Below are 24,579 nucleotides of genomic sequence, written 5' to 3' on the forward strand. Positions count from 1 at the left end.
GCACAGCCCGCAGGCTGAAGGAACGTATATATGGTCGCAGGTTAGCTGAGTGTGACGTCTTGGTTATTGGCGGCAAGGCATAAAGCTGCAATGGTAAGCTGAGCGGTAATTCTGAGGAGTGGTGATGGATCGCAGGACATTTCTCTCTCGCACCTTGGCCGGAGGTGCGGCAGCGCTTTCTTCGCCTTGGCAAACGGCCCATGCCGCAGCCACGCACCCAAGCCTTCTGTTTGTTCGCAATGTAACACCCCGCAGCTCGGCATCGGCGCTTTTTTCGTTTCTGGATCCGATCACCTCGCACAACGTGCCCGTCTGCGTGGCAATTAAATTCGACCCGCAGGAATGGGAACACGCAGACCAGAACACAGATTTGATGGAAGCGCTGCACAAACTGACCATCGACTATCCCGGTCTGATCGAATTGGCGATCGAGCTGCCGGGGCTTGCAAGTGAACTTCCATATTTACGCATGCGTGCCGCCAGCGACGCGCGTAACCGGTTCACGCAGGCGATGGCCAATGTTGGCGGGACGTACACACCGCAAACGGTGATTGCAGACCTGCCCAATGGCGAAATCCCGACCCTTGAAGGACTTCGATCTGCTGGTTTTTTAACATCATTTCTGATCTCGAGCGACGACAGTACGACCGAGGTTTGGCGCAATGCAGATGGCACGCAACAAGTGAACGGGGGTTGGCACTTCCCCCCTTCGCCCTCTGACGACAAGATCACGGCCACGTTTACCCAAGCGTCGTCGCAGGGCGGGCCCTTGGTGTTTGTCGCGTCTTTTCCCGATGATGACACACAGGGGGACGATGCCTTTTTCGATCAAGGCGCCGTTCTCGGAGACGCCTTTCGGCGTAACCTAAGCTCAAGTCGCAACTATTTCATTTTGCCCTCGGAACTCCGGTTCCGCTCGGGCGCAGCTTTCGCCCGTCACGTGGTTCTCTGCGTCGATGCAGATGGGGCCGAGTGGTCAGACGGCAGCCTCAGGGCGCAACTTGCCGCAGCGCATGTGCCCTTCACCGCGCTTCTGCCCCCCGCGCCGTCGACCGACACCGTAAACGATCATGCTGGTGATGACCCCCATCACTGTTTCATTGCCTCAAACCCTGACGCGGACGAGTGGCAAGACATACGCAAGGCCGCGTTCGACACAAGCACCCGCCAGTCCGTACACTGCATCGCGCTTGAATACGACGAAGACAGGCCCGCAGACGCCCCTGCCCTCGCAGGGTTCGAGATCGTCCTTGATACATCCGGAACCCGCAAGGGCGATATCGGATTTGACGTTCAGGGTTCGCTTCACCTTGGGGTGTCAATGGTGCTCGATGCGCCGATCTCGGTGCCAAGGTTTCAAGAGAAATTGCTGCGATCCGTCCCGCTAGGTGAAGATGTCACGTTACGGATCAAGGAAAGCGCCTTCACGCGACCCGAAGACGTACAGTCGTTGGTCAATACCCTTGTCACACTGGGAAGCTCGGAACAGTTTCGCGTGTTGAACCTTGCGCAGCACTTCCAAGCTGTATCGATAAAAAGCGAACCGGCGCGGCTTCTGCGCACCGCCAGCCGTTGGCCAGCCCGTACAGACAGCGTGGTAGACACGAACAACCGCGAGCAGCTTGTGCAGGACGCCAAAACCGCATGGTCCTATTTCGAAAACCTGACGGCTCCCGAGACCGGGCTGGTGCCCGCAACAGCGTGGGTCGAGAACGACCAGATTGAAACCTATCGGTTCAGCACGATGTGGGACACAGGGACCCATCTGCTGGCCATCATGAGTGCACATAGCATCGGCATCTTGGAGGACGACGAATATACCGCCCGGTTGAAAGCGGTCCTTGGCGGGCTGGCGACCGGCACGTTCAACGGGCTTGGTTTACCCAAGGGGCTTACGTCGACCGATGGCAAGGCCAAGGGGGACGATGACTATAATGCAAGCGACACCTCGCGCTTGCTGACAGCGCTTCATCTGGTCCAATCCTACACTAAGCAGGATCTGGGGATCTCAGGTATTCTTGCCGGGTGGGACTTGGACAGGACCATCCAAGACGGCGCCCCACTGACAGTGCACGGCGGCAAACTGGTGTCTGCCTACCGGTCCAACTATGCAGACTATATCGCGCGTGGTTTTAGCCTGTGGGGCTATCCGGTGACGTCGCCCTACGCGGATCCCAAACCCGGATCTCGTTTCGATCAAGGAGTGCAAACCCTTCATGATGTCGCGCGCTTCGGCCCGATTGGCACCGAGCCCCACCTTCTTGAAGCGGTGGAACTTGGCGCGTCCCCGCTGGCACACACCGCGGCCGAGGCTTTGTTCGCCGCGCAAATCGGCGAATACCACGCCACAGGAAAGCTGGTCTGCGTCTCAGAAGGCCCGGTCAATCGCGCGCCGTGGTTCGTGTATCAAGGCTATCAGATCACCGAAGATGGCGGCCAATGGACTGCCGAAACCCTTGACCCGTCCCCGCGTTTCAAGACCAAGGGATTTTTCAGGGCTGTTGATATGCTGAACAGCAAAGGCGCCTTCCTTTGGAGCGCCTACAGGCCGAACGACTATACCGACCGCTTGGTCGCGCGGGTCCGCGAGAAAGCGACGACAGATAAGCTGGGCTTCAGCCCCGGAGTGTTCTCGGTGACGGGTAAATCGGATCAGGCCTATAGCGACGTCAACACCAATGGTGTCATCTTGCAAGCGATCGCCTTTCGTTTGAACGGCAGCATCCCTTGCGTGGATTGGACGCAGAAAGCGTAGAGCAGGAGCGGTCGCAGCTTAAAAGTCGAGCCCCAGATCAACCGTTTTCGCCGAATGGGTCAGCGCCCCGGATGACACATAGTCGACACCCGTCGCCGCGATCGAGGCGATCCGCTCGCGTGTCACGTTGCCGCTTGCTTCTGTCTTCAACCGGCCATCGACCAGCGCGACAGCCTTGCGCAAGGTGTCATTGTCCATGTTGTCCAGCAACACCGTGTGCGCGCCGCCCACCTCAAGCACCTCTTCCAGCTGATCAAGGCGATCCACTTCGATCTCGACCGCCATCATGTGGCTTGCCTTTGCCTTTACCTCGTCCAGAACAGCACGAACGCCACCCGCAGCGGCGATGTGGTTGTCCTTGATCAGAATGGCGTCGCTCAGGCTATAGCGATGGTTGGATCCCCCGCCGTGCAGGACGGCAAGCTTTTCAACGATCCGCAATCCCGGTGTCGTCTTGCGCGTGCAGGTGACCCGGGTTTTGGTCCCTTCGGTCTCGGCCACGAAACCCGCCGTTTTCGTGGCAATGCCCGTTAACCGGCCAGCAAAGTTCAACGCGACCCGCTCGGCCGACAGGATAGACCGCGCGCGTCCTTCGATGGTCATCAGTGTCTCGCCCGCCGTACAGTGTGCGCCATCCGGCTTGTGCGTGGTGACCACCAGATCGGGATCAACAAGACGAAAGGCGATCTGCGCGACCTGCATCCCGGACACCACAGCATCCTCGCGCGCGTTGATCCGCGCGGTGTAGGTGATGTCTTCAGGGACAACCGTGCGGGTTGTAATGTCACCATAGCTGCCCAGATCTTCCAGCAGGGCATTGCGGATCATCGGCTCGAGGATGAGGTCAGGAACAGTTGCAAAGCTCATTCGGGTTCTCCGCAAATTTTGGAACGTAGGGACAGGGCGTCGGACAGGGTCAACAGGGTCGATTGCGCCAATTCGGGTTTTGTTTGCGGGAAGTCCGAACGCTCGTGTGCGCCTCGACTCTCCTCGCGCAGCAACGCAGCTGCGGCAATCAAAGTGGCCGTGGCACACATGTTCAGAAACGAGGGGCTGTCGCCGTGGTTCTGCTCCAGCCGGGCGATGGTGCGAAGCGCAGCTTTCAGGCCCGCCGCATTGCGCACCACACCGACATGGTTGGTCATGGTTTGGCGCAGCTCTTGAACCGCCTCGGCATCGGGCGCGGTGCCGCCGGTCGCAAAATCGAGTGCGACTTCAGGCGCGTTCTCAGCAGGCGCAATTTCGGTGGCAATCCCTTCGGCACAAATACGGGCATAAACCAAAGCCTCGAGCAGACCATTCGAGGCCAGCCGGTTCGCTCCGTGCAGCCCGGTCGACGACGCTTCGCCGCAGACCCAAAGGCCATCAAGGCTGGCCTTGCCGTGAGTATCAGTGGCGACCCCGCCCATGTGGTAATGTGCGGCAGCGGCAACCGGGATGGGGTCAACGGATGGGTCGATCCCGTTGCGCAGGCAGGCCTCGGTCACCGAGGGGAATTGCGCGTTGATCTCTGCACCGATCGCGGCGGTGGTATCAAGCATCGGCCGATTCCCGGCTTGGCTCTGTTCAAAAATAGCGCGGGCAACCACATCGCGCGGGGCCAGTTCCGCATCCTTGTGGACATCCAGCATAAAGCGCGTCCCGTGCTTATTGACCAGAACCGCGCCCTCACCCCGCAGCGCCTCGGTCGCCAGGGGGGCAGGATCTTCACCAACATCTATGGCGGTCGGATGGAACTGGACAAACTCAGGATCGGCAATCGTTGCGCCGGCACGCGCGGCCATGCCGATGACCTGACCTCGGATCCGATGGGGGTTGGTGGTCAAGGCGTAGAGGCCGCCGGACCCACCGCCCGCCACAAGAATTGCCGCGCCACGCAGCATGATCGGCGCAGACCGCGCATCGTGTGCAGCTTGGATGGCGACCCCTGTCACCCGGTTGTCTTCGGTTTCGAAATCGACCGCCATGACGCCTTCAAGCGCCTGAACTGACGGCGTTTCGCGTACGGTTTCGATTAGCGCGGCCATGATCTCGGCCCCGGCCTGATCGCCCTTTACACGCACCACACGCGCATAGCTGTGCGCCGCCTCGCGCGACAGAACATAGCCACCGTCCTTGGTCCGATCAAAGGGCGTGCCCAGTTTGGTCAGGTCAAGAATGTAATCCCGCGCCTCTTGCGTTACCAGCTTGGCGACCTTGGGATTAACCGTGCCCGCGCCCGCCTTGATCGTGTCGTCGGCATGATCATCCGGGCTGTCATTCGCATCCATTGCCGCCGCCACGCCACCCTGCGCCCAAGCCGAACTTGCACCCTCACCCAATGTCTCGGGCGAGATCAGCACGACGGGGTGCGGGGCAAGTTTCAAGGCTGCATAAAGAGCCCCAAGACCCGCGCCGATAATGATGACGCGATCTGTGGTGACGATTCTCATTGCGGCTAGAGGCCCAGCTGCCGCGACAGGTCGATCATCTTCTGAACAGATTGGCGCGCGCCACCCGCAACCGCAGGGTCAACTTCGACCTGATTTTCCATCGTGTGCAGCACATAAAGGATCTTTTCCAGAGAGATCTTCTTCATGTACGGGCACATGTTGCACGGGCCGACAAAATCAACTTCCGGCAATGCGTCCGAGATGTTCGACGCCATCGAGCATTCGGTGATCAGCATCGCCTTTTCGGGCTTCTCGTCGGTCACGTACTTGATGATCCCGGCGGTCGAGCCACTGAAATCAGCTTCGGCGACCACATCGGGCGGGCATTCCGGGTGCGCGATCAGGCGCGTGCCGGGGTTCCATTCGCGGAACTCTTGCAGATCTTTGGCCGTATATTGCTCGTGCACGATGCACGACCCAGGCCAGAACACGATGTTCTTCTTGCTTTGGTTCGCAACGTTTTGCGCCAGATACTGGTCTGGCGTCATGATAACAGTGTCGCTGTCCATTGCGTCCACGATTTGCACCGCATTCGACGAGGTGCAGCAGATATCCGAGGCCGCTTTTACATCAGCCGTGGTATTCACATAGGTGACAACAGGGGCACCCGGATACTTGGCCCGCATTTCCTCAATGCCGTCGGCGGTGATGCTTTCAGCCAAGGAACACCCGGCCTGCATGTCCGGCATCAGCACTGTCTTTTCCGGGCTCAGAATTTTCGACGTCTCGGCCATGAAGTGAACGCCAGCCTGAACGATGACCTCGGCGTCCACCTCCTGCGCCTTCATGGCGATCTGCAGGCTGTCACCGACAAAGTCCGAGACACCATGATAGATCTCAGGCGTCATATAGTTATGCCCCAGAACGACGGCGTTACGTTCTTTCTTAAGCTCGTTGATGGCTTTGACATAGGGTGCAAAATTAACCCAGTCGGGCGGTGTCACCACGCGATCCATCTTGCGATAGACATCTTCCATGGACTCTGCCAACGCGACGGAAGGTGTAAGGTCATAGTTATCAGAAAGCACTGAGCGAAGATTTACAAGGTCCAACAACTGTTACCCTCCACAAGGCGTCTTTGTGCGGAAGACCTAACGCCTCGTCACGTTATCCACAACCCGTTTGCTCTCTGTCAGCGCTAGCAACGAAAAATGGCGCAGATCCCACTCGGTTATTCCTGTCCATAAGATGTAGACGAAGGCCAATTCGCAGGGGTCATGCGCCCCCTGGCAGATCAAGGTAAAATTGACCTAATGGCACCATCAATCGGAAGGTTCTGTTTTGGAACTTAAGAAAGGCGCTGTATCACCCTAAGCAATTTCAGGGCTTCCCGCATGGTCACTATACCGCACAGGAGTAATCGCGTGGCGACGGCATTGAGCTTGCACGGCCGGAACCGAACCCAAACAAAACCGGTTGATGGACAGTCACACGCTGCATGCGTGAGCTAGATGTTCTGACAAAGTCGTGGCCAACTCGGCTTTCGACAGCGGCTTGGCCAGAAAGCCATTCATTCCGGCTTCTAGACAGTTTTCGATATCGTCAGCAAAGGCGCTCGCGCTCAAACCGATTATGGGGGGGTGGCTCATGTGCGGTGCCCTCTTCCGGATACGCCGTGTTGTTTCCAGCCCATCAATGCCGGGCATGTTGACGTCCATCAACACCAGATCAAACTGTTTTTCCTGTATCAGATCGATAGCGATTTCACCACTTTCTGCAGTTGTTACCCTGTGCTTAAGAGACCGGAGGATGACTTTAGCGATCTTTAGATTTGTTTTACTGTCATCTACCACCAAAACACTGGATGGTTTTGCGGGTGTATGGTGATGGGAAGACGCAACTTTAGGGTCAAGCTCAAGGTCTGCTTGGATTTCGCCTTCAACTTCAACAGTGTTGAACGGCAATGAAAAATAGAATCGGCTGCCTTCGCCTTCACGACTGTCTACCGACAGTTTGCCCCCCATCTCTGCGACCAGCATATTACAGATAGACAGCCCCAGACCCGTGCCTTGGTATTCGCGGTTACTGCGATTATCCACTTGAACAAACCGCTCGAAGACATGCGTCTGATCCTGCTCCGAGATCCCGATTCCGGTATCGGACACCTCGAAACAGACGGTACAGGTCCGTGGCGTGGCAACAGCAAGCGCAGTCACACGCAAAGTAACACCACCTTCTGAAGTGAATTTGATAGCATTCCCGACAAGGTTTATCAGAACTTGACGCAGCCTGTTTGCATCGCCCATGACCATTTTAGGGCAAGTTTCCGGCACCGAAAAATCAAGTGAAATCCCCTTATTTTGCGCGGAAACCCGGAAAATTCCAATGACGCTCTGAACCAAGCTATTGAGCGAAAACTCATCACGGTGGAGCACGAATTTCCCTTCGTCCATCTTCGTGATGTCCAGAATGTCATCGATGATAGATTTAAGCGCTTTTCCAGATTCCTGTATCGTTTCAATAAGCTGAGCCTGCTCTTTCGGAAGATCTTGTTCCAGCAGTAATTCAGCAATCGGAATCACCCCGTTCAAAGGTGTGCGGATTTCGTGGCTCATGGTGGCCAGAAAACGTGATTTGGCCTCGGCCGCTGCCTGAGCTTCGTCACGAGATGCGATCAGATTTTGCTCGTTCTCTTTGATGGTCGCCCGCATCGTCGAAAAGCTGTTGGTCAGATCACCAATTTCATCGTTTGAGCTGGGCGGCATCTTCGCCTCATAGTTGCCACGCGCCAATTGTTGTGCTGCCGAAGCCAGCAGGGCTGCGCGTTTAACAACCCACCGTTCCAGAAGCACACCAACGACAAGGAGCGCACCAAGGAAAAAGACGGCAATCAAGACTGTAAGGTATCGAACCTGTCGGCGGATTTGTCCGAGATCATCCGAGATGTCGACCCGAACAGAAAGCGCTGCAAGCTGTTTTCCCTCAAACAAGATGGCCCGTGATGTTTGAATTATGTCGGGCTTGGCGACCGGGACCACCGCAGACAGGGGATAAAGCTGCGCGCCATCAGGCGTTGTAAGAACAACGGTTTCCCAATTCTGGTAACGGCCCTGCATGCTGCTCAGAGTCTCGAAAACTGCGCCGATCTGATTTTGTAGCAAAAAAGGGATAAGTGCGTCTGATAAAATCTCAACGTTCTGGTCCAAGTTCCGCACCTGAGAAGCAGTCATCTCTCTTGTCAGGCGCGGCTCCCAGATAAATGACAACCCAAGCACACACACACACATCATGCAGGCCAACAAGGCCACGAAGCGGCTGCGCAGCTTGCAGCGCGCACCCGCCAAAGCCGAGACGATAGAGGCTTTGGCAGACGCCACAAGTGGTGAGTCATTTAACAAAGAATGCATCCAACCCCATTCCTTGCAACTCGGTGTAATCATCAAGACTTGCCTCGATCACCTCGCGGATCGGAACGCGTTCAAGCAACTCACGACCATATCCAGTTTTCCAGAGGTCCAGAAAGGCCTGCATGACCTGTTTTTGAACGTGCTCCGGAACACGTGGATGAGCGACAATTGGGTGCGGCGGAACGCGGGTGGTTTTGTAGAGAACGCGCAGTTGTTCGGATATTTCAATCGGCTGTGACCGAAATGTAGCCATCACTCCACCAGCTGCCGCAGCTTGATTCAGTATAACATTCAGATATGCAGACCCATGCGTCGATACGTACATCGGTGAAAAGTCAACACTGTGTTGGTTGGACAAGTCGGAACGGATCAGCAGTGATGCGCCAAGCGCATTGGGCGCAGGGAACGCGATGGTTTGCCCTTCAAGGTCTTCAACCGATTGATAGGAGCTATCATCGCGCACCACCAGAACACCGAACAATTCACGCCCCCCATCCCGAATGATCGGCTGATACCCCTGCATTTGGGCGGCGATAATCGCGTGATAGGGATTCATATAGGCGAAATCGAACTCACCATTCATGAAACTGGTTTCAAATTCTGGGATCCGTGGCGAGCCCACAATCTCGAAATCATAACCCGTGCGCTTTTCGATTTCGGCAATGATCGGATCCCAAATTCGAGCAAGCTTTCGGGCTTCGAATTGCGGAACGATGCCAAAAGTATAGGTCTGCGCGGAAAGTGACGAAGCGTTCAGCCACAACGCCGCAATCACACCAATAACACCACCAATAGTTGTGCGTAGCCTAATTCTGATCATGTCTGCCCCTCTTTGAACGTCGCGGACTTCGACCCACAACTCTGCCGATGCATTTGTGTGGTCGCGCAGCAAGTTTGGGACGGATTACTTAATATTTTCACTACATAGATGTTTTTTCCGACTTCATACCGCGCTGAGAGCAGGCCTCCATGGTTAATGAAACTTTCATCTGCATTAACGAAACGTAAACAATTTACACCCTTTAGTTGAGCATCGAAGCTGCCACCGCACTGTGACGCAACAGAGAAGGTGGTCTAAAACGGAGCGCTGCAGATGCCATATTTTATGATTGGAACCCAAAGGTCTGGTTCGAACCTACTGCGTATTATGTTGAATCAATCACCCGAGCTTGTTGCCCCCCACCCGCCACACATATTGGAAAGACTTTGGCCGTTGCTGGCTGAATATGGCGACTTGCAGGTTCCACAGGCGTTTGCGCGCTTGGTTGATGATGTTTGCCTGCTGGTCGAGACCAACCCGGTCAGTTGGAAACTTGGCCAGGTTGATCGCGCAGCCTTGGAGCAAGCTTGCTCAGAGAGTTCGCTCGTCGCCGTGTATTTCGAAATCCACAATCAGCTGGCACGACACAACATGGCAACGGACTGGGTGTGCAAATCCCTTGCCAATGTGCATTTCGCGGATGAGATCGACCGCTTTGGCGGTGACCGTGCCAAGTTCATCCACCTACATCGCGATGGACGGGATTCCGCTTTGTCGTTCCGTAAGGCGATCGTAGGCGAAAAATCATTCTATCACATCGCGAAGCAATGGCGTGATGAACAGGAAAAGGCGTTGGATCTTGGGCGGAAACTTCCGGCCGACCGGTTCATTTCGGTCGCGTATTCCGACTTGATTACGCAACCAGAATCCGAGCTGCGTCGACTGTGCGATTTCATGAACATCCAGTTCTATCCTGACATGCTTGAGTTCCATAAATCCCGCGAAGCGGCAAGCACGTCGGTGGCCGGGCAGATGTGGTCCAATGTGCAGAAGCCGGTCATGGCGCAGAATACCAACAAGTTCATGCGCGAGATGAGCGCGTCAGACATCGCCGTGTTCGAAGCCGTCGCAGGCGATATGCTGTACAAGATGGGGTATCCACTGGTAAGCGGTTTCGACGACGAGAACCAGCGCCTAAAAGCGCAGGCATTGGAAAATGCAAAGCCTGAAGACCTGCAGAAACGAAAGGCTCAGGCGTCAGTGATGCAAGAGATCAAAGAACGTCTCGCCAGCAACAACATCAACCGCCATGTCGCATAAATCTATCAGCACCTACGCCGGGGAAATCTCACTCACCCAATTATTTCTAATTTTCTTCAAAATTGGGTGTATCTCGTGGGGCGGCTACATGGCGCTAATCTCGGTTGTTCGATCCGAGGTCGTCGGGAAGCACCGCCTGATTGATGATGACGACCTCATGGATGGTGTCGCCTTGGCGATGCTGCTTCCGGGGCCTGTCGCGGTGAATGTCGTCGCCTATGTCGGCGACAAGATCCGCGGCCCGCTGGGGGGCGCGGTGTGCGCTGCCGCGGTGATCCTTCCGTCGTTCTTCTTGATGGTGGGTTTCGCAGCCCTTTACCTGTCTTGGGGAACAATGGTTGTCGCGGATAAGGCGTTGGCAGGCGTTCTGCCCGCGATCGCCGCGATTATTCTGAACGCCGGCTGGAAGATGCGCGAGAAGGCCCTACAAGGGCCAATCGACATTGCAATGGCAGTGGGTGCCGCCGTCCTGCTTTTGGCCGTCGGTGGCATCTGGATTGTTGTCTGCATTTTCGCGGTCGCTGCTGTCGTAGGCATCCTGCGGCATCGGTCGACCCGCACGGATGCTACCGCCCCTAAAACACGCCAACATCCAACATTTGGCATCGGGTCGCGTGTCGCATCTTTGTTCTTGGCGCTGTGTATCGGCTTGTTCCTGTTCCTTCCACAGTCGAGTGTCACATCAATCCTTGTGCAGCTATTTTCGGTGTTTTCCGGCATGAGCCTGCTGCTTTTCGGGGGCGGGTATATCTTTATTCCGATGATCCAAGAGGCCGTGGTAAACGCCCATGGCTGGCTGTCCCTCGAGGATTTCGCGGCCAGCATTGCGTTGGGTCAGATCACGCCTGGCCCCATTCTGATCAGCGCGACATTCATCGGGTATAAAGTTGCAGGTTTGGCGGGGGCAGTGGTTGCGACGGTTGCGATCTTCATGCCTCCGGCAGCATTGATCATTTTGGCCGCACGGCAACTTGAACGCATCAGTCACCTTGCACGTTTCAAAGACGCACAATCCGGCATTCGGACAGCGGTCTTCGGGATGATCATCTCGGCTGCGCTGTCTCTTCTCATCGGGATCGCGAATGAAGCGTCGAGCCTGCTTGCGCCAGCGGCGATTTTCGCACTGTCCTGCGTCATGCTGATGTACCTGAAAAAGGGTGAAATCTGGGCCGTACTTATCGCGGCCATTCTGGGGATGCTTGTCTTTTAGAAGAGCGTGAAGGTGAACTAGGGCCATGCGCTATAGGCATCTGCGGACGTCTGGTATACGTGCCGTCGCACAAATTCTCACGCGATCCCGTTGCAGTCTTTGACCGGCAACAGACGCACGGTGCGTGGCATCTCGGACAGGATCTCGACTCCGTCTTGATGCAGGAATGCGACGTCTTCTAGCCGGATACCAAACTCGTCATTCAGGTAAATCCCCGGCTCGATCGAGAACACGTTCCCAACCCGCAAGGGTTCTGGATAGTTCGAGGCGATATACGGCGGTTCGTGCACGTCTACGCCCAGACCATGACCTGTGCGGTGCAGGTACTCCGGCCCGTAGCCTGCGTTTTCGATCACCGTGCGGGCGGCTTTGTCGACATCGCTACACAAGGTGCCGGGCATGGCGGCAGTTTCCGCGGACTTCGCCGCTTGTTCAACGATGCCCGCAATCTCATTGAAACGAACACTCGGCGTGTCACCGTACCAAGCACAGCGGGTCATATCCGACGGATACCCCTGCAGGCGGCACCCGGCATCAATCAGCACCGCCATGTCGGGCTGCAATGTATCGGCGCTGGTGTGATGGTGTGGATAGGCGCTGTTCTTGCCAAAGGCGACAATGCAAAAGGCCGCCTGAGCCCCGTTTTCCTTGTAGTGATTTACAATGATATCGCGCACATCACGCTCGGTCATGCCGGTGCGCAGGGCACTAAACGCCCGCTCAAATGCGGCATCGTTCAACAAGGCGCTGTCCCGCAACAGCGCGCGTTCTTCGGCGTCTTTCTCGGCGCGCAGGAAACCAACCGTGTCCAGCGTGAAACGGTGCGTAGGCGCGTCGAGTTGGTCCAGAAGCAAGAACGAGAAATCCGTGCGCATCATCTCGTCCAGCACAACATTCAGACCCGAACGAAGGGCGTTTGCGTCGGTCAAAAGCTGCGTAAGGGCACCCTGCGGGCCGTCTGCGTCGCTCCATTCGTAAAACGGCACATCCGCACATTGAGCGCGCGAGGCCTCGGCGTTCAGAAGGGGCATCAGCACGCCAACATGGTCCACCGTTACAATCGCCATAACGGGACGTTCGTCTCCATGCGGGTTCAATCCCAGTAGCCATTGCATATGGCTGCCCGGTCCGAGGGCGACCAGATCCGTGTTGGTGTTGGCCATGCGGTCGCGAAGTCGCGCCAGCCTGTTTACTGCCAGATCAGACATAGAACTTCTCCTCGGTGGTGCTCTATCGGGGTGGGGTCAGCCGCGATGCCCGGGCAACCGGCTTTTCTGTGCCCCTTGCAAGACAACCAACGTTCCGGTCCACAGCATGCGCGCGGGTGTATCGCCCAATGTCTTCCATGAATGCGGCGTCATACCGTTGTAATGCAGGCTGTCACCCTCGTTCAGGGTGAAGGTCTCGCCATCCAAGTTCTTCTCGATCGAACCGCTTAGGATGTAGATGAATTCCTCGCCTTCGTGCTGGAAGGTCTCGGACTGAAATCCCGGAGGGCAATGCATGATAAAGGCCGACAGTTCATGGCCAGGAAACTCTGCACTCAGCGCCTCGTACGTCACGCTGCTTTCCGAGAGTGAGAACTTGCGCCTCTGGTCGGCATAGGACACCGCGTCCCCCGGTTTGGGTCGGGTCACAAAATAGTCCAGCCCCAGATCCAGCGCCCGCGCAATCTGTGCCAATGTCCCAAGCGAGGGTGTGGCGTTGCCCCGTTCGACCTGTGACAAATAGCCAACCGACAGACCGGCCTTGTCGCACAGCTCTTTCAGGGTCAGCATGCGCTTCTTACGGCACTTGCGGATCAAGTTTCCCAGCTTGGCCCGTTCGAGTTGATCTGACGCCAAAATGCTACCCCCCTTTACGCTTGGTAAAGCCAAGGCCTACGCAGGAGGCTGAGGGTATGCAAGAGCGCCGCACCCGTCAGCCCGACAACTGTGCCAATCGGGGCATAAGATCGAGCAATTGGGCGGTATATTCCTGCTCGGGTTTAGCGAAGAGCGTTTCGGCGTCCTGCACCTCGATCAGCTGGCCCTGCTTCATCACACCCACGCGGTCACACATCTGGCGCACCACCGGAAGGTCGTGACTGATGAACAGCATGGTCAGGCCCAGATGCTCTTGCAGATCCTTGAGGATGTTCAGGATTTGCGCCTGAATAGACACGTCCAACGCACTGGTAGGTTCGTCGCAGATCAGGAAACGCGGCTGCGTTGCCAAAGCACGCGCGATCGAAATTCGCTGTCGCTGACCGCCGGAAAACTCGTGCGGATACTTCGAGGCTGCCGCACGCGTCAAGCCGACGCGGTCCAGAAGTTCATGCACCCGCGCGCTAATCTGATCCGGCGGCAAGATCTTGTGATGCAACAGCGGCTCGGCCACGATGCTTTCCACCTTCATGCGTGGGTTCAGGCTGGAAAACGGATCCTGAAAAATCATTTGGATCTGCTTGCGATAGTTCGCAATGCCTTGTGCGGACATTTCGGTCACATCATCGCCGTCGAATTTGACGTGGCCACCGTCAACCGACAACAGCGTGCCGATCATGCGCGCGACCGTGGACTTGCCCGATCCGCTTTCTCCGACAAGGCCGAACACCTCGCCATCCTTGATGTCGAAGGACACGTTATCCACGGCGGTGAAATAGGTGCGCTGCGATGGCAGAATGGCGGACTTTTCAAGGAACTTCTTGGTGATGCCGTTGACCTCGACCAGTTTGCCGGACTTGGACGGCTCTGGCTTGTGCCAGTTACGGGCAAGATCTTCGATCTTGAAGGTGGTTTCACGGCCGCCATAGCTGACCTGCGGGAAGCGGTGCAGCTTGACCTGCGGACGCGGTACGGCCGAGATCAGCGATTTGGTATATTCATGTTCGGGCGCACTTAGCACTTTATCGGTCGGACCGTTTTCCACGACTTCGCCAGAATACATGACGGTGACCTGCTCGGTCGTGTCGGCAATGACTCCCATGTCGTGCGTCACGAGGATCACACCCACCTGTGTTTCCGTAGCAAGCTCTTTGATCAGGTCCAGCACCTGCGCCTGAATGGACACATCCAGCGCTGTCGTTGGCTCGTCTGCCACGATGACCGAAGGTTCCGAGCACAGCGCAAGCGCGATCACGACGCGCTGGCGCATCCCGCCCGAAAACTGGTGCGGATACTGGTCAAAGCGCGTCTTTGGGTCCGGGATCGACACGCGATCCAACAGTGCAAGCGCACGCTCTTTCGCCTCGGCGGCAGAGACCTTCAGGTGCAGTTGAATGGTTTCGACCAGCTGTTCCCCGATGGTAAACAGCGGGTTGAGCGAAGTCAGGGGATCCTGAAAGATCATGCCAATCTCGCGCCCACGAATGGCGCGTTTTTCCTCGCGGCTCAGGTTGTCGATGCGACGCCCCTTCAGCCAGATCTCACCCGACGCAACGCGCGCGGGATCGTCGAGCAGCCCGATGACAGCATTGCCCGTCATCGACTTGCCAGCACCACTTTCGCCGACCACGCCACGAATTTCGCCGGGGAAGATGTCATAGCTGACATTCTGAACGGGTTTGAACAGCCCGCGGCGGGTGGGGATTTCAACCGTTAGGTTGCGGATGGAGAGTACGGGTTCGGTCATTTCAGCCTCGGGTTCAATACATCACGCAGCCAGTCGCCCAGCATGTTTACACTCAGCGCAAGGGCCAGCAGGGTGCAGGCCGGGAAGAACAGGATCCACCATTCGCCCGAGAACAGGTAACCTTGGCCGATGCGGATCAGCGTCCCCAGCGAGGGTTGCGTGGGCGGCGCGCCCACGCCAAGGAAACTCAGCGTCGCCTCGGCGATGATCGCCAGCGCCAACGAGATGGTGGCAATCACCAGAACCGGCGACAGGATGTTGGGCAAGATATGCCGCAGCATGATGGCGGACGGGCGGCGTCCGATCAGGCGAGCTGCTGACACATAGTCCTTGTTCTTTTCCACAAGCGTGGCACCGCGCACGACGCGCGCAAACTGCACCCAGTCACTTAGGCCAATGGCAAGGATCAGCACCCAAATCGCCATCTGGTCGCGGTGTTCAACCGGGGTGATCCCCTTGGCAATACCGAAGATCAGCATCGCAACAAGGATCGACGGGAAGGTCAGCTGAACGTCGGCAGCACGCATGATGAAGCTGTCGACCCAGCCGCCGAAATATCCTGCGATGAGTCCCAGAAGGATCCCCAGAACCACGGCGAACAGCACTGCGGCGAAACCTACGAACAGCGAAATTCGCATGCCGTAAAGGATGGTCGAGAACACGTCCCGCCCTTGGTCATCGGTGCCCATCAGGAAGGTCTCGCCGGTGAAGGCGTTGGGTTCTGTCGGCGGTGTGAACCCGTTCATCAGGTTCAACGACGTGGGGTCGAATGGGTTGTAGGGTGCGATAAGCGGTGCGAACACGGCTGACAGGATCAGCACGATCGATACGACTGCCGACACCATCGCAACGGGCGAATGACGGAAGGCATAATAGAAGTCGCTATCTAGCGCGCGACGCATCCGGGATGGCGTCGCAGAGGGCGCCTCTTTTTGCGGAGAGATGGGTTGATCGGTCACTTGGCACTCACCCTTAGACGTGGATCGATGAAGGCATAGAGGATATCAACCAGCAGGTTGATCACGACAAACATCACCGAAATCATCATCAGATATGCGGCCATGACCGGAATATCGACGAACTGGATTGCATTGATGAACAAGAGCCCAAGGCCGGGCCACTGAAAGACGGTCTCGGTGATGATCGCAAAGGCGATGATCGCGCCCAATTGCAGACCGATCACGGTGATGACCGGGACCATGGTGTTCTTAAGCGCATGGCGGAAGTTGATCACGCGCTCGCTCAGACCGCGAGCGCGGGCAAATCGGATATAGTCTTGGCGCAGCACCTCGAGCATTTCGGAACGCACCAGACGCATGATGAGCGTCATTTGATACAGCCCCAGCGTAATCGCAGGCAAGATCAGCGCCTTGCGGCCAGATTCCGTCAGGAAGCCGGTGGTCCATCCGCCAATCTCGACTACTTCACCGCGGCCAAAACTCGGCAGCCAGCCCAGTTCAACCGAGAACATATAGATCAGCAGGATCCCGATCAGGAAGGTCGGCAGGGACACCCCGATCAGCGATGCGGACATGATGAAATGGGCGGCGAAGCCGTCGCGGCGAATGGCGGTGAACACACCTAGCGCAATCCCCATCACAATGGCAAAAATCGCGGACAGAGCGGCCAGCTCAAGCGTGGCGGGTGCGCGCTCCATGATAATCTCGGACACTTCGCGACCTTGACGGTAACTGACGCCAAAATTGCCCTGGGCCGCTTCGTTCAGGAATTTGAAGTACTGCACGGGAATCGGCTTATCGAGGCCCAATTGCGCACGAAGACGCTCGACGTCTTCCATCGTGCGCTCTTGACCGAGCATGTTGTCAATCGGGTCACCCACGAAGGTGAACATGGAAAACGCAATTGCGCCGGTGATGACCAGAACCAGAATAGACTGGAACACGCGTTTTAAGATGAATGGCAGCATCGCAGAGGCTTTCTTGTGCCAGCACGCGCGGGCATCGCGCGTTGAATTGACGGGTCACGAAAGGGTGCCAGGGCAAGGGGGGCCCTGCCCGGCTGAAATGGGCCGCCCGCATCAAGAGGGCGGCCCAGATCTCTTACTTCATGGTGAAGAACTTGACGCGCGGCTGATCTTCGGGATCAACCTCGATGCCAACGTTTTCGCCCATACCCCAGTTCAGCACCTGGTGGTGGATCGGGATATACAGCTGTTCGTCCTGAACAACGCGCCAGATGCTGGCGATGTCCGCATTACGAGCGTCCAGATCGGTGTTCGAGGCCAGCGACTTGATCGTCGCGTTCAGGTCGGCGTTGTTGAAGCCGGTACCGTTCCAGGTGCCGATATCGCTTTCACGACCGTGAACCAGGAAGTTGAAGATGTACTCGGAATCGTAGGTCGGAACACCCCAGCCCAGCATGTAGAAGTCGGTCTTGCTGTCGGTGATCTTCGGGAAGTGCTGTGCCTTCGGAATGGCATCCAGGTTCACCGTGATACCAATTTGACCCAGCATACCAACTGCAGCCTGACAGATCGCTTCGTCGTTGATGTAGCGGTCGTTCGGGCAGTCCAGACGGATCGAGAACCCATCGCCATAGCCAGCTTCAGCCATCAGAGCCTTGGCGCCTTCCAGATCGGTGGAGCTTTCGCCGTCCATCGCTGCCGTCCAGCCATTTACGAAGGGCGGTGCAATCATGCCTGCGGGCTGCGATTGGCCACGCATAACAACCTGACGGATGGCGTCGCGGTTGATCGCCATGGACATCGCTTTACGCACGCGCACGTCTGCCAGCGGGTTCTTGCCTTCGACGTTGTCGGCTTCGATGTCATCTGCGCCTTGGTTCATACCAAAGAAGATCACGCGGTTCTGCGGAGCCTGCTTGACCATCAGACCATCGGCGCTGTCCACACGGGCCAAATCCTGTACCGGCATGTCCTGAAGGAAGTTCACCTCGCCCGACAGAAGGGCTGCAACACGGGTCGCGGCATTCTGGATCGGAGTATAGATGATTTCGCTGACTTCCATCGGGAAGTCATTGCGACCCCAGTACTCTTCGTTGCGCACCATGACGGTTTTCACGTCGGGCTCGCGGCTGACCAGGCGATAGGCGCCGGTGCCGTTCACGTTGGTGGTCGCAAAGGTGATCTCGCCACCCTCGAAGTCTTGCACGTTGACGGTGTTGTTCGCTTCGGTCCAGCCCTTGTCCATCATGAACAGGTTGGTCAGGTTCGACGGCAGGATCGGGTTCGGACCGCTGGTCTCGATCTCGACCGTGTGGTCGTCGACTGCACGCACTGCGGTGATCGAACCAATCAGTTCTTTCATATCCGAGTTCGGCTGCTTCGCACGCTCAAAGCTGAACACCACGTCTTCTGCGGTGAAGTCCGCGCCATCGTGGAACTTTACGCCTTTGCGCAGGTTGAACACCCAAACGTTGGGATTGTCAGCGCTGGGGGCCCAGTCCGTTGCCAGAGTCGGCACGAACGCGCCGCTGGTGTCACGGATGATCAGCGGCTCATACATCTGGTGACGCATGGTGTGGCTGGGGCCTTCGTTCTGCGAATGCGGATCCAACGTCAGAGCGTCGCCCGCCCGTGCCCATTTCAGGGTTTCGGCGTTGACCATGGCGGTTGATGATACAAGCGCCGCAACCGCCAAGATTGCTGAAGATTTTTTCATAATGACCTCGCTGTCAGTAAGTGTTGTCTGCAAGCTGTTGTATTTGTTTGTTTTGACCACAAAATTCGGCAAAGAAGCACTCTTTGATATCGAGGGATATTTGTTTGTTGAACAAGGTTCGCCCCGTCTAAGTGTTTGCCGCATTTCTTGCAGACTTGCAGATGTCGCTCCGCCATCGTCCGGCGTTGCACTGCTGGGACACTAGGAAAAATTGTTAGCGTGCACAATAATAATTTTTCTCACCTCAGAAAGGCACTACCAAAGGTGGCAAAGTCAAAGCAAATACTGGACCACCACCACCTTCAGTGCGGACGAGAAACTCACATGTTCGCAGCACCGGCATCGGATCCAAAACTGTCGCTAGGCGCATCCGAAATGCGCCTAGCTGCGACACTCAGAAGCCTCTCTGCGGAACAGACTGACAAAGCCACACAGCTCCTGCATCCCTTTGACCACGGACATAGCTACTGTTTCACCACTTGATCCCATTTTGCGAGTAGGAGCTTTAAGCAGGGTCGATTTTCGCTCCTAAAAGAGCCATAAGCTCTTCTGATTTAGCATCTATCAGAAGTCCGACCGCAGCCTTCTTCATCTCAAGATAGACACGCCACGCAAATCGCGCGCAATGCGGATCAAATCTGATGCGCGGCAGTTTGGATCGGTCGGCGTGACCAAGCCCGCGTTGAGCAATTGCGAGGGCACAGTCGTTGCCGCACCAAGCACGGCCTCGAGTGGCAGCCCGGCACGCTCAACCATCACCCTGATGGCAGTGGTCAAATCCAGATCCGCCCCGGCCAATGTGCCATCCACAAGCGTCAGTCGCCCATTTCGACGGTGGATGGTGCGGTCTTTTAGCGTGAACTCTGTCTTGTCTGACCCTGCGACTGCCATCGCATCGCTGACCAGAAAAACTCGTCCCGGTTCGGCCTTGGCAGCCCACGCAGTACGGATTGCCTCCGGATGGACATGCACCGCATCTGCAATAAGCCCGGTTGACACCTCACCGCACCCAAGGGCCGCACCGACAAGCCCCGGTTCGCGATTGCCCAGTTGGCTCATCGCGTTGAACAGGTGGGTGACACAGCGCGCGCCTGCGGACATGTAGCGTCGGCACGTGTCGTAATCCGCATCCGTGTGGCCCAGCGACACAAGGATACCAGCCTGTGCCATCGCGGTGACCTGCGCCTCGGTGACATTCTCGGGTGCAATGGTGACTTTCAGGCAAGGCAGAGCAGCAGCGGCGGCCAGCAACTCGTCCAGATCATCATCCTGCATGGGGCGGATCAGGGCCGCGTCATGGGCCCCTTTACGGGCAACCGACAGATGCGGGCCTTCAAGGTGCAACCCGGCAATACCCGGCACGCCTTCGCGGATGGCATCAATCGTGGCGGCAATCGTGGCGCGGGTGATCTCGGGTGTGTCGGTGATTAGGGTCGGCAACAGCTGCGTTACGCCAAGGGCGCGATGGGCGCGTGCGATCCGCGCAAGGGTGTCGACCGACGGATCATCCCCCAGCATGATCCCGTCCCCGCCATTAACCTGCAGATCCACGTAGCCGGGGCTCAGAATATCTCCGCCAAGGTCAATAACCGCGCCCAAGTCAGGCACATCCGCATCGAGCCCAAACGCCACGCGCTGACCATCTTCGAAACTGATCGCGTGGCCGTCAATCAGCCGCGTCCCGTCGAAAATCCGTCCGCCGCGATATGTTGCCGAGCCCTGGGTCATACCGTTTCCGTCACTTTTTTCAGATGGCGCGGCGTATCCGGATTGACCCCACGCCGGGCGGCGACCGTTTCCACCATGCCATAGAACGACACAATCGAGGCTACGGGATCCGTGATCCAGTGATCGGTGCAGACATGGGGCAGATGGTGTGCCACCTTGGCTTTGTCGGACGTCGTATAGGCCAGCGCGCCCTTCTCGGCCAGCGCATCGGCCACGCTGGCAATGCTGTCTTCGGCCGCATCACGGGCCGCAAAGGCAATCACAGGGAAGCCCGGTTCGACAATGGACACAGGACCATGCAGCACCTCGGCCGAGGAATAGCTTTCGGCGTGGATCTGACAGGTTTCCTTGAATTTCAAAGCAGCCTCGTTCGAGATCGCCCAGCTGGGCCCACGCCCGAGTGTGAACAGCGACTGGCAGTCGCCAGAACCGACGATGGCGTCTGCGACCGGGGACCAGTCGCATTCGGTTGCCTTCTGCAAATGTTTGGGCAGTGCATGAATTGCTGCGATCAGCTCGGCATCCTCTTTCAGCTGTGCCAGCAGCCAAAGTCCCGCGACAAGCGAGGTCACAAAGGTCTTGGTGGCCGCAACGCTCAGCTCGGGGCCGGCATGGATCGGCAAGGTGGCACTGGTCGCCTGCGACAAGGGCGACGTCGCATCATTGGTGATGGCCACTGTATAGGCGCCCGTCTTGGCAAACGCTTCGGTCAGCCGCACGATGTCGGGGCTTTGACCGGATTGCGACACGGAAATGCAAAGTGATCCCTCACCCGCAACGTCCACGCCGTAGATCGACTTGATCGATGGCCCAACGGATGCCATCGGCAGCCCAAGCAACAACTCGCTGGCATATTTCAGATAGGTGGCAGCATGGTCAGACGAGCCGCGGGCTACCGACAGAAGGAACCGCGGATCACGTTCCCGGATATCGGCAGCGGTTGCCAAAACACCCGCACGCCCTTCGGTCAGAAGCCGTTCAACAGCGTCAGGGATTTCATTGATTTCGCGTCGCATGCGCGTTGTCGTGTCTTGGGACATGTCAGGCAGCCTTCATGTTTGTCAGGTCACGTTGAAAGGCGCAGTTCAGCCACAAAGTCATAGGCGTCACCACGATAGACGGATTTGGTCAGCTCGGCCACGCGGCCGCTGTCCAGATAGGAAATACGTTGGATGCTCAGTCCTGCGGTGCCTTCAGCCACGCCAAGAAGTTCGGCATCATCGGGCTCTAGATTCACCGCCGAGATTTTCTGTACCGCGCGCACCGGGCGGTTGCCGGATTGTTCGAGCACCTCATAAAGCGAGCGGGAAACCTCGATGGGGTTGGGCAGAATATCCAGCGGAAGCGACGCACGTTCCAGCGCCATTGGCTGACCGCCAGCCTCGCGCAGACGATAGATGCGGGCAACGGAATCGCCAGTGGCAAGGCCCAGCGTCAGAACCTCTTCCGGTGACGGGATGAAGACACCGCGTTCCAACCAGCGCGAGGTGGTTTCGAGGCCCCGACGCTTCATATCCTCGGTGAAGGACGTCAGATGAGACAGCGATTGTTCGACCCGCGCGACAGGCGCACGAACGAACGTCCCCGATCCCTGACGCTGCTCGACCACTCCGAGCTTTACCAGCTCTTGAATGGCTTTGCGCACCGTGACGCGGGACAATTCGGTAATCTCAGCGACCTCGCGCTCGGGCGGCAGAGAGCTGTCCGGCGGCAAAATGCCCTTCTCGATCGCTTCTTCAATCCGACGACGCAACTGCACGTAACGCGGACCCGAGCGGCGCCCCAGCCATTCCTGAGGATCCAGAAAATCAGAGATGTTCATGTGCAATCTCCTCGCTGAAGGTTTGGGCCAAGGACAGTGCCCCGCTCAGGGGTTCCCCCGCCGGGGCGGTTACGCAGCGCTGCATCTCATCGGGCAGATAGGACGCGTACTGGGGCGCGATCCCGCCGGTCAGGCAGATGGCCATACCGGGCCTCCACCCCAAGATCGGGAGCAATTCCGCGATGCTGTTGGCGGCTTCCTGCACGACCTGCCGCGCAAGGGCATCACCCTTTGCGGCATATTCAGTGATTGCCGGGGCCAACGCGCCGAAATCCGCCGGGCGGGCCGTCGAAGCGAACTGCACGACACCCGCTGCGCCGGACAGCTTATCCAGAACATGTTGGGAATAGGCAGTGTGCGCACAAATCCCATCCACGGCGTCCAGCGCCAGCGTCAGACCACGTCGCCCAACCCATTGTGCGGATGCCGGATCACCCAGAACTGGCCCCCAGCCCCCGGCAAATCTCCGATCTCCATTGATCTGGGCTGCCAAGAACGATCCGGTGCCGCAATGCGCCACCACGCCATCACGCGCACCTAATGCGCCAACCAAAGCGGACGGGCGATCATCTTCGACGCGTATATGTGTAAATGGCAGGGCTTCAGCGACGTTATTGGCGACAGATGACCCCGCAACTCCTGCCAGACCTACATAGGCCGGCAGGCTGATCAACTCATCCATTTCAATCCCCACACGCGCGCCCAACAACTCCAACCCGCGCGAGATCTCGGAAATCGCGGCGTCGAAATCTGTGGTGACATTGGCAGACCCCAGCTCGACCACCGTGTCAGCGCCCCCCTTGCGCAAGGCAAGACGACAGCGCGTTCCGCCGCCATCAACCGCAACCACGGACTTGGATGTGTGTGTGAGTGAATGATTCATGTGATACCTTTATAATACCTATCTCTATTTTAAAAGACCAAAAACAGCCCAAGCACCTAGTTTCCGGGCAAATCCACCCCAAAACCAAGACCAAAAACAAAATGGTAGACAAATGGTATTTAAAAGGTATGTTATTTGACAATCCAGGGAGGGAATCGCGTGTCGCAACGTGTCACAGAACAATTGCACGAGAAGGCAGAGGGGCTTGATTGCCGCCCTCTGGCCGAGATCGCACTGCTTTTGTCACAGGGGCAAGGTCGTGCGGCTTCCTGCGTGGATGCGGCCTCCGGTCAAATTGCAAGCGCCAGTCAGGCCATGGCCCAAAGCATTACCCAGAATGCGGTATTGCATTATGTTGCCGCCGGATCCTCGGGCCTGATGGCTGCCGCCGACGCAATGGAGCTGGGCGGCACGTTCTCGATCCCGGCCGCTCAGATACGCATTCATATGGCTGGCGGATTGCCAACCGGGGCAGAAATGCCCGGAGGCACCGAGGACGAAACCGACCAAATTCGCGAGAGCCTTTCGAATATCGGACCGCAGGACACCGTGATTGCCGTCTCGGCCAGTGGCTCGACCCCTTACACAAATGAAGCGGCTCGGATCGCAAGTGCGGCCGGAGCCACAGTGATCGGTATCGCCAACAATGCCGGGGCCGAGCTTCTACGCCTTAGCGACCACCCCGTCCTTCTGGCCACCCCGCCCGAACTCCTTTCCGGCTCGACCCGGATGGGTGCGGGCACTGCGCAGAAGATTGCCCTGAACATGCTGTCGACATTGATGGCCGTGCAGTTGGGGCATGTGCATGACGGGATGATGGTCAATCTGACCGCTGACAACACCAAATTACTTAGCCGAGCCCGCGGTATTGTTGCGAAGATCGCAGGTGTGGAGGACGCCGCGGCCGAAGACGCCCTGTCACAAGCAGATGGCGCCGTAAAACCCGCCATTCTGATCGCATCCGGCGTCGAGAGCCTGACCAAGGCGACCGCGCTTTTAAATGCCAGCAAGGGACACCTTCGTCCCGTGTTGGAGAAACTCAAGAACGAATAAATCAAACTTCTGGGAG

Annotated in this window: 20 protein-coding genes; 5 read left to right on the top strand and 15 right to left on the bottom strand. The window is 57.4% G+C overall.

Features of this window, described 5'->3' with window-relative positions; translation table 11 throughout:
- The first annotated feature begins 124 nt into the window (after nucleotides 1-124).
- Entirely contained in the window at nucleotides 125-2,755 is a 2,631-nt protein-coding gene (locus G0Q00_RS10350) for a DUF3131 domain-containing protein (RefSeq protein WP_163039034.1), read from the top strand.
- 18 nt (nucleotides 2,756-2,773) lie between these two features.
- Here the strand turns inward: G0Q00_RS10350 and nadC are convergent, their stop codons facing one another.
- The 5 genes from nadC to G0Q00_RS10375 all read right to left on the bottom strand — a co-directional run bounded on the left by nadC (nucleotide 2,774) and on the right by G0Q00_RS10375 (nucleotide 9,354).
- Nucleotides 2,774-3,622: a carboxylating nicotinate-nucleotide diphosphorylase gene (gene nadC, locus G0Q00_RS10355; protein WP_163039036.1), complete on the bottom strand. Its 849-nt coding sequence runs from the start codon at nucleotides 3,620-3,622 to the stop codon at nucleotides 2,774-2,776.
- On the bottom strand, nucleotides 3,619-5,187 hold the full coding sequence (locus G0Q00_RS10360; protein ID WP_163039038.1) for an L-aspartate oxidase: 1,569 nt from the start codon (nucleotides 5,185-5,187) through the stop codon (nucleotides 3,619-3,621). The genes nadC and G0Q00_RS10360 overlap by 4 nt, the downstream gene beginning before the upstream one ends.
- Nucleotides 5,188-5,192: 5 nt before the next feature.
- Entirely contained in the window at nucleotides 5,193-6,242 is a 1,050-nt protein-coding gene (gene nadA / locus G0Q00_RS10365) for a quinolinate synthase NadA (protein ID WP_163039040.1), read from the bottom strand.
- Between the two features lie 372 nt (nucleotides 6,243-6,614).
- A complete protein-coding gene (locus G0Q00_RS10370; RefSeq protein WP_163039042.1) occupies nucleotides 6,615-8,534 on the bottom strand; it encodes an ATP-binding protein in 1,920 nt (639 codons plus the stop codon).
- A complete protein-coding gene (locus G0Q00_RS10375) occupies nucleotides 8,515-9,354 on the bottom strand; it encodes a phosphate/phosphite/phosphonate ABC transporter substrate-binding protein (RefSeq protein WP_163039044.1) in 840 nt (279 codons plus the stop codon). The genes G0Q00_RS10370 and G0Q00_RS10375 overlap by 20 nt, the downstream gene beginning before the upstream one ends.
- A gap of 285 nt (nucleotides 9,355-9,639) precedes the next feature.
- Here G0Q00_RS10375 and G0Q00_RS10380 point away from each other — a divergent pair, with 285 nt between their 5' ends.
- Nucleotides 9,640-10,614 (top strand): sulfotransferase, encoded by a 975-nt coding sequence (locus G0Q00_RS10380; protein ID WP_255464841.1) that lies wholly within the window; start codon nucleotides 9,640-9,642, stop codon nucleotides 10,612-10,614.
- Nucleotides 10,604-11,824 carry a chromate efflux transporter gene (gene chrA, locus G0Q00_RS10385; RefSeq protein ID WP_255464816.1) on the top strand — a complete coding sequence of 407 codons (1,221 nt, stop codon included), beginning with the start codon at nucleotides 10,604-10,606 and terminating at the stop codon, nucleotides 11,822-11,824. The genes G0Q00_RS10380 and chrA overlap by 11 nt, the downstream gene beginning before the upstream one ends.
- A gap of 77 nt (nucleotides 11,825-11,901) precedes the next feature.
- Here chrA and G0Q00_RS10390 read toward each other — a convergent pair whose 3' ends face one another.
- The 6 genes from G0Q00_RS10390 to G0Q00_RS10415 form a co-directional block, all read right to left on the bottom strand.
- Nucleotides 11,902-13,032 carry a Xaa-Pro peptidase family protein gene (locus G0Q00_RS10390; RefSeq protein WP_163039050.1) on the bottom strand — a complete coding sequence of 377 codons (1,131 nt, stop codon included), beginning with the start codon at nucleotides 13,030-13,032 and terminating at the stop codon, nucleotides 11,902-11,904.
- 36 nt (nucleotides 13,033-13,068) lie between these two features.
- Nucleotides 13,069-13,668, bottom strand: coding sequence for a helix-turn-helix domain-containing protein (locus tag G0Q00_RS10395; protein ID WP_239058416.1), 600 nt, complete (start codon nucleotides 13,666-13,668; stop codon nucleotides 13,069-13,071).
- A gap of 76 nt (nucleotides 13,669-13,744) precedes the next feature.
- Nucleotides 13,745-15,436 carry an ABC transporter ATP-binding protein gene (locus G0Q00_RS10400; protein ID WP_163039052.1) on the bottom strand — a complete coding sequence of 564 codons (1,692 nt, stop codon included), beginning with the start codon at nucleotides 15,434-15,436 and terminating at the stop codon, nucleotides 13,745-13,747.
- Entirely contained in the window at nucleotides 15,433-16,338 is a 906-nt protein-coding gene (locus tag G0Q00_RS10405; protein ID WP_163040358.1) for an ABC transporter permease, read from the bottom strand. Before G0Q00_RS10405 ends, G0Q00_RS10400 begins: the two co-directional genes overlap by 4 nt.
- 53 nt (nucleotides 16,339-16,391) lie before the next feature.
- Nucleotides 16,392-17,363: an ABC transporter permease gene (locus G0Q00_RS10410; RefSeq protein ID WP_163039054.1), complete on the bottom strand. Its 972-nt coding sequence runs from the start codon at nucleotides 17,361-17,363 to the stop codon at nucleotides 16,392-16,394.
- A gap of 133 nt (nucleotides 17,364-17,496) precedes the next feature.
- Nucleotides 17,497-19,077 carry an ABC transporter substrate-binding protein gene (locus tag G0Q00_RS10415; RefSeq protein ID WP_163039056.1) on the bottom strand — a complete coding sequence of 527 codons (1,581 nt, stop codon included), beginning with the start codon at nucleotides 19,075-19,077 and terminating at the stop codon, nucleotides 17,497-17,499.
- On the opposite strand from G0Q00_RS10415, the gene G0Q00_RS10420 reads away from it, so the two are divergent.
- Nucleotides 19,022-19,282: a hypothetical protein gene (locus G0Q00_RS10420; RefSeq protein ID WP_163038404.1), complete on the top strand. Its 261-nt coding sequence runs from the start codon at nucleotides 19,022-19,024 to the stop codon at nucleotides 19,280-19,282. The genes G0Q00_RS10415 and G0Q00_RS10420 overlap by 56 nt on opposite strands.
- A gap of 383 nt (nucleotides 19,283-19,665) precedes the next feature.
- Here G0Q00_RS10420 and nagA read toward each other — a convergent pair whose 3' ends face one another.
- From nagA to G0Q00_RS10440, 4 genes are read right to left on the bottom strand one after another with little or no spacing between them, the layout of a single operon-like run.
- The gene (gene nagA, locus G0Q00_RS10425; RefSeq protein WP_163039058.1) at nucleotides 19,666-20,805 is read right to left on the bottom strand and encodes an N-acetylglucosamine-6-phosphate deacetylase; all 1,140 of its coding nucleotides are present in this window, start codon (nucleotides 20,803-20,805) and stop codon (nucleotides 19,666-19,668) included.
- Entirely contained in the window at nucleotides 20,802-21,821 is a 1,020-nt protein-coding gene (locus G0Q00_RS10430) for an SIS domain-containing protein (protein WP_239058417.1), read from the bottom strand. The genes nagA and G0Q00_RS10430 overlap by 4 nt, the downstream gene beginning before the upstream one ends.
- A gap of 50 nt (nucleotides 21,822-21,871) precedes the next feature.
- Nucleotides 21,872-22,627, bottom strand: a complete 756-nt coding sequence (locus G0Q00_RS10435; RefSeq protein WP_163039062.1) for a GntR family transcriptional regulator — start codon at nucleotides 22,625-22,627, stop codon at nucleotides 21,872-21,874.
- Nucleotides 22,614-23,510, bottom strand: a complete 897-nt coding sequence (locus G0Q00_RS10440) for a BadF/BadG/BcrA/BcrD ATPase family protein (protein ID WP_163039065.1) — start codon at nucleotides 23,508-23,510, stop codon at nucleotides 22,614-22,616. The genes G0Q00_RS10435 and G0Q00_RS10440 overlap by 14 nt, the downstream gene beginning before the upstream one ends.
- Nucleotides 23,511-23,669: 159 nt before the next feature.
- On the opposite strand from G0Q00_RS10440, the gene G0Q00_RS10445 reads away from it, so the two are divergent.
- Nucleotides 23,670-24,563 carry an N-acetylmuramic acid 6-phosphate etherase gene (locus G0Q00_RS10445; RefSeq protein WP_163039068.1) on the top strand — a complete coding sequence of 298 codons (894 nt, stop codon included), beginning with the start codon at nucleotides 23,670-23,672 and terminating at the stop codon, nucleotides 24,561-24,563.
- Nucleotides 24,564-24,579: the final 16 nt, after the last annotated feature.

This window comes from Aliiroseovarius sp. PrR006 (assembly GCF_010500215.1).
Lineage (GTDB): Bacteria > Pseudomonadota > Alphaproteobacteria > Rhodobacterales > Rhodobacteraceae > Aliiroseovarius.